Consider the following 12519-nt stretch of genomic DNA (forward strand, 5'->3'; position numbering starts at 1 on the left):
ATCGGCTCTCTGCTTTTTTATGATGCTGCAATGTTCGGACGGCCGCGGATTTATCCGGGTATTGAAGCTTCCAGTCTGGCACTCGGATCACGCCATACATTCGCCCATTTTTTCACAGCCGCAATGATAATCACAAGCCCGAGAATGAGCATGATAATGGATAAAACGCCATTCAGCACGTTGTATCCCGCCGCTTCGGGGTTCAAATACACATACCGCACCATCCAATAACCCGCATAGTTGACGGTCACGTACAAATAAGCGAGAGGAATCAGGCATGTCAGCATATAGCGCCGCTTATCGGCTATTTTTAATACGACGGTCGCACCGATAATTAAGCCGACAGACGCCATAAGCTGATTGGATACGCCGAACAGCGCCCAAATGGAGCTGATGTCGCCCGAATACAGAAGATAGCCCCACAGCAGGCAGGCGAGCGCGCTTGAGAAAATCGAGCCCGGCAGCCAGTCTGTTTTTTTCAGCGGCTTATAGACCTCTCCGAAAAACTCTTGAATCAAGTACCGGGCGACACGGGTTCCCGCATCAATCGCCGTTAAAATAAACACCGCTTCAAACATAATGACGAATTGAAAAAAGTATGAAGCCAAATGACTGAAAAACGGAATCTCCGTAAAGATATACGTCATTCCGACGGCAAGCGTAACAGCGCCGCCCGTTCTTCCTTCCAGACTGAGCCCGATTTCTTTACTCAATTCAGGCAGATGGACGACATTCATCCCGAGGGTGCGGAATATTTCAGGCGTGCTGTTTATAGCAAAATAGTCGGCGGGCTCAAGAGCGGCAGCTGCAATGAGCGCCATAATTCCAACGAGACATTCCACAAGCATTGCTCCGAAAGCAACCGGCTTTATATCACTCCATTTATCCAGCATTTTCGGCGTTGTGCCGGAACCGACAAATGCATGAAAGCCCGAAATGGCGCCGCAGGCAATCGTTATTGAAATAAACGGCCAGACAGGACCCGCGATCACCGGCCCTCCGCCGTGAATAAACTCCGTTACGGCCGGAAATTTAATGGCGGGATTGACGAAAAAGACGCCTGCGATCAAAGCGGCAAAAACCCCGATTTTCATAAAACTGCTTAAATAGTCACGCGGAGCCAGCAAAAGCCAAACCGGAAGCGCCGCGGCGAAAAACGCATAAACAGGAAGCGCCACTGCAAGCGTTTTCGCATCCAGTGTCAGCATGTCCCCGAGAGCCGTTGTCTGCAGCCGCGGCCCGATGACAACACCGGCCATTAACAAAAGAAACCCGACAGTTGATGCGAGTTTGAGATTGCCCGTTTTTTTATAGTAGACGCCGACCCCCATCGCGATCGGAATCGTAATCCCCACCGCAAACGTTCCCCACGGGTTTTTCTCAAGCGCGTGCAGCACAACCATGGACAGCCCCGCCATCGTGATCGTAATGATAAACAGCATGGAAAGACCCGTGCAAAAGCCCGCCACCGGGCCAAGCTCTTCTTTGGCGACTTCAGAAAGCGTTTTCCCGTTTTTCCGCATTGATGCAAACAATACGACAATATCGTGCACGGCTCCTCCGATCACCGCCCCGATTAACAGCCATAAAAGCCCGGGCAGATAGCCGAACTGAGCTGCCAGAATCGGTCCGACAAGCGGGCCGGCAGCGGCGATTGCCGCGAAGTGGTGGCCGAATGACACCCACTTATTCGTCGGCACATAATCTTTCCCATCCTCAAGCACATGGGCCGGAGTCGGTGTCTGATCATTGATTTTTAATACTTTGACCATCATAAAGGTACCGTAAAGCCGATAGGCGATCGCCAGAATACATATAGACGCTATGACGATTGTAATCGCATTCATTTAATCCCAGCCCCTTTTCTCTTTTTCTAAATATTATCACAATTATCAGATAACAGTAGATGATTTTTGCGTAAAAAAAAGCCGGCGGCGCAGCCCGGCTTTTCGGAACGCTATTTTCCTGATAAACGGATGACATTCCAGGACAGCGGCTTAAAATGAGCCGTTATTCCTTCGGCGTTTGCGGAAGACGTCCCGTTGGAGTGAGGCGTGACTTCATTTCTGTTTTTTTGATTGGTCGCTTTCATATCCTGATGCTCCAGCACGATATGCTCAATGATGCGGTAATCTTCAAACCCTCTCAGTTTGATCTCCGTTTCCATCAGTTCCTTGCTTTTGTTGACGGCAAAAATGGTCAGTGCTTCATCCTCTTCATGGTAAACGGCCGCGGCATCAACATACGGCACATCCGTAAAATCCGCTGAGTCGTATTTCGGGGAGGTGATCAGCAGCTTCATTGAAGTCCCTCTCCCGTAGACAGAGGCGTGCATGTAAGGGTAAAAGATCGGCTGTCTCCATGCTTCTCCGCCCTTTTCAGTCATAATAGGCGCAATTACGTTGACAAGCTGGGCGAGACAGGCGATCTTTAGTCTGTCCGCATGCTGCAGCATCGTAATCAGCAGTGAACCGATCAACAGCGCATCTTCAAAATTGTAGATGTCTTCGAGAATCGGCCGGGCCGTAATCCATGGCTCCACTTTTTTATCCGCTTCATTTGAGTGATACCACACATTCCATTCATCTAAAGAAAGGTGAATCGTTTTTTTGCTGCGTTTTTTCGCTTTCATATAATCACATACGGCTGTGACGGATTTAATAAAATGGTCTAAATCCATCGACTTCGCCAAATAGTTCTCAAGATCATTTTCATGGTTGCCGTAATACGTATGCAGTGAGATGTAATCCACATGCTCATACGTATGCTCAAGCACCTCGGCCTCCCACTCAATGAAGGACGGCATGCCGCTGTTTGAGCTTCCGCAAGCCACCAATTCGATCGTCGGGTCCGTCCATTTCATCACCTTTGCCGTTTCAGCGGCGAGCCGTCCGTATTCATGCGCCGTTTTATGACCGATCTGCCAAGGGCCGTCCATCTCATTTCCTAAGCACCATGTTTTGATGCCGTAAGGTTTTTCATATCCGTGCGATTTTCGTAAGTCGCTCCAGTATGACCCTTCAGGATGGTTGCAGTATTCGACGAGGTTCCGGGCGGCATCGATCCCTCTCGTCCCGAGATTGACCGCCATATTCACTTCGGCGTTCACTTTTTTCGCCCACGTTAAAAATTCATTCGTCCCTACTTCGTTCGTTTCTGTCGCCTGCCATGCCAAATCTAGCCTCCGCGGGCGGTCCTTCACCGGCCCGACGCCGTCTTCCCAATTGTAGCCCGAGAGAAAATTCCCTCCCGGATAGCGGATGAACGGCACTTGCAATTCCTTGATTAACTCCTGCACGTCTGTTCTGAAGCCGTCCTTGTCGGCTTTCGGGTGTCCGGGCTCATAAATGCCTTCATACACCGCCCGGCCCATATGTTCTATAAATGATCCGTACATCCGTTTGTCCACTTCACCGATGATATATTCTTTATCTGCTGTAATCCCCGCTTTTTTCATTATATTTCCTCCCTCTCTCTATCCCTTCACTCCGCCTACTGTGAGTCCGGAAATGAAGTATTTTTGGAAAAACAAGAATATGATGATCACCGGCAGTATCGCAAAAACGGACCCGGAAATCAGCATGTCATAGTTGTTGCCGTACGGACTCAGCAGCCCTGAAAGTCCGATTGGAAGCGTAAACATTTCTTTCGACCGAAGCACGATCAGCGGCCATAAAAAGTTATTCCAGCTGTTTAAAGATTGAAGAATGATCATTGCCCCGAATGCCGGTTTCATGAGCGGCGCCATAATTCTGAAAAAAATGCCGAATTCGGTGCAGCCGTCCATTCTCGCTGAATCAAGCAGATCCTTCGGAAGTCCGAGCGCATATTGCCGGAAAAAGAACACGGCGACAGGTGACACAATAAACGGCAGAATCACTCCCGTATAAGAATCGATCAAATGAAGACCCACCGTCAATTTGAACAACGGGAGCATCATCACTTCAAGAGGCACCATCATAATGATCAGCACAAGAACGAAAATAATATTTCTGCCTTTAAATTCGTAGACACCGAGTCCGTAGCCGATCAAAGAGGAAAAAAACAGCGTGAGAACCGTGGTGAGAACGCCGAGAAGCAGGCTGTTAAAAAACCATTTGAAATAAATGCTCCCCCCGTTGAACAAATAGGTGTAGTTATCAAGGCTCATCACATCCGGATCAAGGCGCAGATTCAGCCCGATGCGCATCAGCTCAGATGACGGCTTTAAAGAACCGAGCAATAGGCAGATCATCGGAAAGATATACAACAGGCTCAGCATGATAAAAAACAAGGTAAACGCGACTCTGTACACGGAAAACATGTGATTGTTACGCACCGCTTATCCCTCCCCTTTAAACGAACCGGACAGTTTCAGTGAAACAAGACTGACTAGTAAGATGACAAGCAAAAGGACAATTCCGATTGCGGCCCCGTACCCCATTTCGTTGTATGCAAGCCCCTGCTGATATAAATAACCGACAAGCGTGAGGCCGATATTGCCCGGGGAATTATTCTGCCAAAGCACATAGCTTTCCTCAAACATTCTGAAACCGCCGATAATACTGATCGTTAACACATAAACGGACACCGGCTTTAAAAATGGAAGGGTAATATGCCGGAACTTTTTCCACGTACTCGCCCCGTCAATTTCAGCCGCTTCATACAATTCTTTCGGCACGTTTTGCAATCCCGCCAGAAAGTAAAGAATGTTAATCCCCATCCACCTCCATGACGCAAGCAGTACCATTAAAAACATGCCGGTACCTTTGTTGTTGAGCCAGTTTTGGGGTGATGCGCCAAGCTTCATCATCAGCTCGTTTGCAAGCGACGTATTCATTTCTCCGAACATCAGACGGAAAATAATCCCCGCTACGATCGTCGATGTTAAAGCCGGTACAAACAGAGCCGATTTAAACACATTTCTGAACCTGACGAGCTTCGAATTCAGAATCACCGCCAAAAGAAGCGGCACCGGAATCAGCACGATCAGCGTCCAGAAGGTATATTCCAATGTGTTAAATAATGCCGTATAAAAGGTTGGATTAAGAAGAGCGGTATAATTGGAAAACCCGACAAATGTAATTTCTCCCGGCAGTATCCGTTGAAAGCTCATGATAAACACGCTGATAATCGGATACAAAAAGAAAACGAGAAACGAAATGATAAATGGCGCCGTAAAAAGATAAGGCGCCGCTTTTTTTGAATACAGCACATTGCGCCGGCGCGGCTTCTTCCGGACTGCAGAAACGGTTTGCGCTGTCTCTGTCTTTACAGGTCTCATAAAAGCTCCCCCGCTTTCACTGTTAAATAGGACGGCTTCTCCTATTTCTCTAATTGCTCTGCCGCCTCGTCCAAGGCTTCCTTAGGTGTTTTTTCCTGCGTCTTCAGCGCATCGAACAGCACTTGTCTGACAACGAGATCAGCCGCTTTAGAGAAGTCTTCATACAGATAAATCGGATTGATCTCATCTTTTATTTCAAGGAGCGAGGAAAAAATTGACGTACCGTTCCGGAAGAAATCCGTGTACTTGTTTTTCTCCTTCAATTCTTTTGAATCCCACACGTCCCAGCGGAGCGGGTCAAAGCCGAGCACCGTCCAAAGCTTTATATTCCCTTCCTTCGAACCTTTCGCAAAACCGAGAAATTCTTTCGCGAGCTTCAGATGTTCAGCCTGCTTCGGCACGACGGTGGCTGTTCCGCCTAAACCCGCTGATCTGTCACCGCCTTCTTTCCAGGCCGGCATAGGGTAAATCGCCATTTTTCCTTTTAAATCAGGCATATAATCGATAAACCGTCCCATGTACCAAATGGGCATCAGCACTGAGGCTGCCCCGCCCTGATTCATAAAACCGTAGTATTCTTCGCTGTGATGGCCGCCGCCGGGAGCCGGCAGAAGGGTTTTATCATTTACCATGTCCTTTACATAATTCAGTGTGTCTGTATTCGTCTTGCTGTTCAGAATCAATTTTCCGTTTTTGCTGTAGTAGCCTGACCCTTGCTGCGAAATCATGGATAGAAATGTGGCGGAGTCGTTTGTTTCAACCGTTCCCATCGGTTTCCCAGCGGCTTCACGCACTTTTTTCCCTGCCCGCCGGTAATCTTCCCATGTTTTAATGGAGGCGGGATCAACGCCCGCTTTTTTCATGATATCCATGTTGTAAAACATGACGGTCGTCCCCACATGTGTATCAAGGCCGTACAATTTTCCGTTTTTGCTGTATAAGGCCAGACGCGCTTCCACAAACTTATCGCGGTCTTGTTCAATCAGCGGCGTCAGATCGGCAAGCGGGATATCCTTCCCCTTCAGAAAGTTCGAGAACCGGCTTAATTCCACGTCGGCTATATCGGGAAGCCCCTCACCCGCGATCAGCGAAACCGATAAATTATCATGCATTTGTCCATAAGGATAAACAACGGTATTCAGCTTGATTTTGCGATCCGGATATTTCTGATTCCATTCTTTGACCATTTCCTGATAAAACTGTTCGTGCAGACCGTTAAACGTCCAAAACGTCAGCTCTGTTTCTCCCGGCCGGCCGGCAGTCCGTTTTTGTGAACAGCCGGCGGTAAACAAGAAGAGCATCATCAGCACCAAACATACAGCGGTCGTTTTTTTCATGTCATTACCCCTTCCACTTTAGGCTGTGCGGCTATTGATGCAAATGATGTGCAAAGAGCGCTGCATTTTCATTTATGATGGTTAAACCGGTATAACGGTCTCTCAGTGTGTGCGCATGCTTAAGCGCATCGCTGACAAGGTCCTGTTTTACACCGATCTCATCGAAACAGGCGGGACCTCCCGCAGATGCGAGCCACCCGGCAATTGTCTTGCCGTCGGGAAGCCCTTCATATGCAGATTGAATCGCCTCGCGAAAGTGCGGCGGCAGTTCAGCAAGCTTTTCGTGACAAGCCAGTTCTTTGTAAATATCACTCAGCACCGCGCACGCACAGCCGACCTTCGCACCATGGAGAATCGGAGGCTGTTTTGCCTTCAGCATTTCCATCTCAATCCAATGCGAGATGTGATGTTCTCCTCCTGAGGCGGGGCGGGAGTGGTCAAGCGCAAGCATGACAAGACCCGAAACGATCAGCGCTTCCATCAGCATCTGAATGCCGGCCTCCGTTCCCATGGCAATGGCAGCGCGGTGATCAATGCACTGCCAAAGCGCGTCTTTCACAAGCTTCGCCCCGGCTTCTGAGTACGGCTCACCCGCAAGCCTGCGGGAAATCTCCCAATCTGCCAGCGATGTTATTTTTCCGAGCATGTCTCCGAAGCCCGCGGCTGTCATTGAACGGGGCGCTTCTTTTAATACATTCGTATCCGCAAATAAGGCGATCGGCGCTTTCGTTTGAATCGTCGTTTTGATTCCGTTTAATATGAGCGGCGCTCCCGCCGACGTAAAACCGTCGACTGACGGAGCGGTGGGGAATGAGATAAACGGCAATCCGCGCTGGCAGGCGGCAAACCGCGTAATGTCGTGAATCGTTCCTGCACCGGCCGCAATGATGACATCCGTCTCTTCCGCGAGATTGATCAGCGTATAGACCAATGTCCTCTCATCAGCCGCGGCGGCCCCGGCTTCATGCTCCGGAATAATGACTTTTGACGCTTTGATCCCGCCTGCCCTCAATTCGTCCGCAAGCAGACGCCCCGCCGCCTCGTACGTGTTCCGGTCACAGACGATGACCGGATGATTCCAGCATTTTTTTTGCAGAAATCTGAGAAGCTCTTCTTTTGCATTCGCCCCGATCACGATATCTTCTATTTGAATCGGTGAGCGGCTGGCCCCTTCCTTGTCAAACTCGGATTGAATGTCCTCAGGAGAACGTTTCATAAAAGGGTTCCCTCCTTCGCTAATTCTGTCAGGTCTTTAATAGAATCAAGGACGATGTCAGGTTCATATAGACGGGGCTCCCCAAGTTTGGCCGACCCCGTCAGAACCAATACGCTTTTCATCCCGTACAGGCTGCCCATTGCGATATCTGATTCGAGGCTGTCTCCGATAATGGCGCATTCCTCAGAGGGAAGTCCGAGCGCTTCACATGCCGCCTCAGCCATCAGCCAAGACGGTTTGCCGATGACAAGCTCCGTTTTTGCTCCGGCGGATGCTTCAATGGCCCCGATCATTCCCGCGACATCCATGGCATGGCCGCCTTCATTCGGAAAGGAGCGGTCCCGGTTCGTGGCGATGATGCGCGCGCCGGAGGAAGCCGCCTTAAAAGCGAGATTCAGATCCTCATAGGTGACGGTTTCATGCAGGGAGATGACAAGCCAGTCTGCCGCCTGCGGGTTTTGCGCCAGGGCGACACCCGCTAAAGCGAGTTCATCAGTCAGCCCTTTTTCTCCTAACACCCACGCCTTTGACAAAGGATAATGCTTCTTTAAAAATGATGCCGTCACACTGGAGGACAGCACGATGCTCCGTTCATCCGTGCGGATACCGGCACCCAGCAGTTTCTTTCGGCACATTGCTCTTGATAGATTGCCGCGGTTGCTTAAAAAGACAACGGCTTTGCCCAGTGACTGAAGGGTATGAACGGCTTCTTTTGCGCCGTCAATCAGCTCCCGCCCCCTGAATACGGTTCCGTCTAAATCAATCAGAAACCCGGCTGCGTCAAGTTTGGCCATAATAAGCATTCGCCCCGTGTTTTCTGTAAAAATGCTTATCATGCAGCACTCTGTCGATCGGACTGAGCTGTTTGTTCAGCATAAGAGAATGGTAGGCCATTTCCGCTACCGTTTCGAGCACAACGGCGTTATGCAGGGCATTCAGCGCGTCCGTTCCCCAGCAGAACGGGCCGTGGCTGTGGACGAGGACACCCGGGTTTTGTTCATACGGTTCGTTTTGAAAAGTTTCGGCTATGACTTTGCCTGTATGATATTCGTAATCTTTCACAATTTCTTCTTCATACATTTCCCTCGTGCAGGGTATAGCGCTTTCAAAGTAATCCGCGTGAGTCGTTCCGAGAGCGGGTATGTCTCTTCCGGACTGTGCCCAGCTCGTCGCCCAGCGGGAGTGCGTATGAACGATTCCACCGATAGACGGAAACGCTTTATACAGATAAAGATGGGTCGGCGTGTCAGAAGACGGTTTCAGCGAGCCTTCGAGAATGTCTCCGTCCTCATTCAGGACGACCAGTTTGTCAGCGGTCAGCTCACTGTAATCGACACCGCTCGGTTTAATGACGATTCTCCCGCTCTCTCTGTCAATGCCGCTGACATTCCCCCATGTAAACGTGACAAGGTTATGTTCCTCAAGCTTCAGATTGGCAGCGAGCACTTCTTCTTTTAACGCTTCAAGCATGGCGGCTTCCCCCTTTCGCAAAATCACGGTTTTTAATGGCTTTCAGGCGTTTCATGACATTGTTTTCTTTGCCGAAGTAGTGAACGAGCTCTTTATATTCCGCATATAAGCTGTCATAAATCTCAGCTCTTTTTCGATCCGGGACATAAGAGCCGTCTTTTAATTTCCCCATATGCGCACATGCTTCAGCAATATTGGAGTATCCCCCGTTTTCCCGTCCCGCGGCGAGCGCTCCGAAAATCGCGGAGCCCAGTGCCGGCGCCTGCGGAGACCCGGATAATTGAATGTCCATATTTGTGACGTCTGCATAAATCTGCATGACAAACGGATTTTTTTCGGCGATTCCTCCGGCTGCGTAAAGCTCCTCGACCGGAACGCCGTTTTCCCGAAACGTTTCGATAATCATCCTCGTTCCGAACGCCGTCGCTTCAATCAATGCCCTGTAGATTTCTTCCGGCTTCGTGTGCAGCGTCATGCCGAGCATCATGCCCGTCAAATCGGCGTCCACCAAGGTTGACCGGTTTCCGTTCCACCAGTCAAGCGCGAGAAGGCCGCTTTCCCCCGGAACAAGTTCAGCTGCTTTTTTGCTGAGCAGCTCGTGAATGTCTATGTGTTTATCCTCAGCTTCCTTCTCATAGTCTCTCGGAACGCACGTTTTGACGAACCATTCAAAGTGGTCGCCGACACAGGACTGTCCCGCTTCATATCCCGCATATCCGGGCAAGATGCCGTTATTGACGACCCCGCACATACCGGGGACGATATGTTCTTCCTCGCCGAGCAGCACATGGCAGGTAGACGTTCCCATAATCATCAGCATTTTCCCCGGCTCTGTAATACCGACCGCGGGCACTGACACGTGGGCGTCGACATTGGCGACGGCAACGGCCGTCCCCGGCAGAAGCCCGGTCAGCTCCGCCATTTTTTCGGTCAAACCTCCTGCCTTTTCCCCGACTGAATAAATGGTGCCGCTTAATTTATCTTTTGTAATCGTTTTCATTAACGGGTTGAGCTTTTCAAAAAAATGATCCGGCGGATACCCCGTCTCCTCATTCCAGATTGCTTTGTAGCCGGCCGTGCAGTTGCTTCGCTTCAATGAACCGCACAATTGATAGACGATCCAGTCTGCCGCTTCCACAATCCGATCTGCCGCCTTGTATATATGCGGCGCTTCTTCCGCGATTTGCATGATTTTCGGGATCATCCATTCAGAAGAAATTTTACCGCCGTATCTTTTAAGGAATGTTTCTTTTGTGTCTTCGGCAATCGTGTTCAAACGGTCTGCATGTTTTTGAGCCGCATGATGCTTCCACAGCTTCACATAACTGTGGGGCTCCCGTTCAAATTCCGGCAGCATACAAAGCGGCTGCCCCGCACCGTCTATCGGCAAAATCGTGCAGGCGGTAAAGTCAATTCCTATGCCGATCACGTCTTTTGGATCAGCGCCCGCCTCTTGAAGCAGGTTCGGAATCGCCGTTTCCAGAACTTCGATATAATCGGCAGGATGCTGAAGCGCCCAGTCCCGAGGGAGTTTTTCACCCGTCTTCGGCAGCGTGCGGTCGATGACGGCATGAGTGTATTCTTTTACCGCAGACGCGATTTCTTCGCCCGTGCGGACATTGACAAGCACCGCCCGGCCGGACAATGTGCCGAAATCAACACCAATCGTATACGCCATATCAATTCCCTCCCAGCCGGTATAATACGTCATTCCATTTCAGCTCTTTTTTCAGCTCATGTATTTCGGTATTGCGGGAAATAAAGATGCTTTCAATGCCTGCCATCTCAGCCCAGTCAAGCATCTGTTCAGCCGTAAGCCGGAAGGACATACAAGTATGGTGGGCGCCTCCCGCCAAAATCCATGCTTCTGCAGCTGTTTTCAGCGATGGCTCCGGCTTCCACAGCACCCGCGCCACAGGGAGATTCGGCATATCATGATCAATTTCCCTGCCTTCCGCTTCATTCAGAATGAGACGGAATCGCCCGCCGATATCAATGATGCTGGCGATGATGGCTGAACCGCCGATTCCGTTAAAGACCAACCGGGCCGGATCTTCCTTCCCTCCGATTGAGAGAGGATGGACTTCGATTTTCGGCTGATCAAGGGCGATCGTCGGACATACTTCAAGCATATGTGATCCGAGAATCATCGCACGCCCCGGTTCAAAATGGTACGTATAATCTTCCATGAAGGAGGTTTGTTCTCCGTCCGCCATTATTTTCATCATTCGCACAAGGGCAGCCGTTTTCCAATCGCCTTCGCCGGCAAATCCGTAACCTTTCTCCATGAGACGCTGAACGGCAAGACCCGGAAGCTGCTTCATTCCGTGCAAAACTTCAAAGGAGGTCGAAAACGCTGTATATCCGCCCCGTTCGAGAAAGGCCGTTAATCCGAGTTCAATTTTCGCCTGTTCTTTAATGGAAGCAACTTTTGCTTCATCCCGTTTTGTTTCGCCGCTGATGACATACAATTTGTCGTATTCCTCATAAAGCGCCTCAATTTCTGCGTCGGTGACGTTGTTCATCACCTCGGTAAGATCGCCGATTCCGTACCCGTCAACCTGCCAGCCGAATTGAATGTGGGCGCCGACTTTGTCTCCGTCAGTAACCGCCACATTCCGCATATTGTCGCCGAACCGGGCTACTTTAATATTCCTGCTTTCATTCCAAGCGGCAGCAGTGTTCATCCATTGCGAAATGTCATGTTTGACTTCCTCATCATCCCAATAGCCTGCGATGACTTTTCTCGTCTGCCCCATTCTTGACTGGATATACCCGTATTCCCGGTCTCCGTGAGCGGATTGGTTGCTGTTCATAAAGTCCATATCAATCGTTTCCCACGGGATGTCGCGGTGATATTGGGTATGCAGATGAAGCATCGGCTTTTGAAAAGCGGAAAGACCTTCAATCCACATTTTCGCAGGGGAAAATGTATGCATCCACGTCACGACCCCGGCACAGTTTTCTTGATACTGCGCTTCCCGCAAAACCTCTCTGATCGTTTCAGATGACGTGACAACCGGTTTATGCCTGATCTTGTATCTTGATGACACCCCGCTGAGGCCGTCACATATTCCCTTTGCGTGTTTATCGACAAGCTGCAGCGTTTCCTCTCCGTATAAGTGCTGGCTTCCCGTTACAAACCAAAATTCATATTCTTTGTTCTGAAGCACATTCATTTCCCCTTCCTATCAAAATAAAGCGCTTGCATTTTTAAAAAATATACGTACGAA

General features: G+C 49.9%; 10 protein-coding genes. All 10 read right to left on the reverse strand.

Going from position 1 to position 12519, the window contains the following annotated elements; all coding sequences use genetic code 11:
* Window positions 1-50 precede the first annotated feature (50 nt).
* Window positions 51-1847, reverse strand: a complete 1797-nt coding sequence (cstA, locus tag AC1RRX_RS08640; protein ID WP_106080218.1) for a carbon starvation protein CstA — start codon at window positions 1845-1847, stop codon at window positions 51-53.
* A gap of 110 nt (window positions 1848-1957) precedes the next feature.
* The gene (gene arfA / locus AC1RRX_RS08645) at window positions 1958-3457 is read right to left on the reverse strand and encodes an arabinosylfuranosidase ArfA (protein WP_106080219.1); all 1500 of its coding nucleotides are present in this window, start codon (window positions 3455-3457) and stop codon (window positions 1958-1960) included.
* Window positions 3458-3475: 18 nt separating this feature from the next.
* Window positions 3476-4303, reverse strand: coding sequence for an arabinooligosaccharides ABC transporter permease AraQ (araQ, locus tag AC1RRX_RS08650; protein WP_007612991.1), 828 nt, complete (start codon window positions 4301-4303; stop codon window positions 3476-3478).
* Window positions 4304-4321: 18 nt separating this feature from the next.
* Window positions 4322-5263, reverse strand: coding sequence for an arabinooligosaccharides ABC transporter permease AraP (araP, locus tag AC1RRX_RS08655; RefSeq protein WP_007408105.1), 942 nt, complete (start codon window positions 5261-5263; stop codon window positions 4322-4324).
* A gap of 41 nt (window positions 5264-5304) precedes the next feature.
* Window positions 5305-6600: an arabinooligosaccharides ABC transporter substrate-binding protein AraN gene (gene araN, locus AC1RRX_RS08660; RefSeq protein ID WP_007408104.1), complete on the reverse strand. Its 1296-nt coding sequence runs from the start codon at window positions 6598-6600 to the stop codon at window positions 5305-5307.
* A gap of 31 nt (window positions 6601-6631) precedes the next feature.
* Entirely contained in the window at window positions 6632-7816 is a 1185-nt protein-coding gene (locus AC1RRX_RS08665) for a sn-glycerol-1-phosphate dehydrogenase (RefSeq protein WP_032866552.1), read from the reverse strand.
* Window positions 7813-8619 (reverse strand): sugar-phosphatase AraL, encoded by an 807-nt coding sequence (araL, locus tag AC1RRX_RS08670; protein WP_371833771.1) that lies wholly within the window; start codon window positions 8617-8619, stop codon window positions 7813-7815. Before araL ends, AC1RRX_RS08665 begins: the two co-directional genes overlap by 4 nt.
* The gene (gene araD / locus AC1RRX_RS08675) at window positions 8597-9286 is read right to left on the reverse strand and encodes an L-ribulose-5-phosphate 4-epimerase (RefSeq protein ID WP_020956179.1); all 690 of its coding nucleotides are present in this window, start codon (window positions 9284-9286) and stop codon (window positions 8597-8599) included. The genes araL and araD overlap by 23 nt, the downstream gene beginning before the upstream one ends.
* On the reverse strand, window positions 9279-10964 hold the full coding sequence (araB, locus tag AC1RRX_RS08680) for a ribulokinase (protein ID WP_007408100.1): 1686 nt from the start codon (window positions 10962-10964) through the stop codon (window positions 9279-9281). The genes araD and araB overlap by 8 nt, the downstream gene beginning before the upstream one ends.
* 1 nt (window position 10965) lies before the next feature.
* On the reverse strand, window positions 10966-12459 hold the full coding sequence (gene araA / locus AC1RRX_RS08685; protein WP_015240350.1) for an L-arabinose isomerase: 1494 nt from the start codon (window positions 12457-12459) through the stop codon (window positions 10966-10968).
* Window positions 12460-12519: the final 60 nt, after the last annotated feature.

This window comes from Bacillus sp. GW821-FHT11D08 (genome assembly GCF_058808515.1).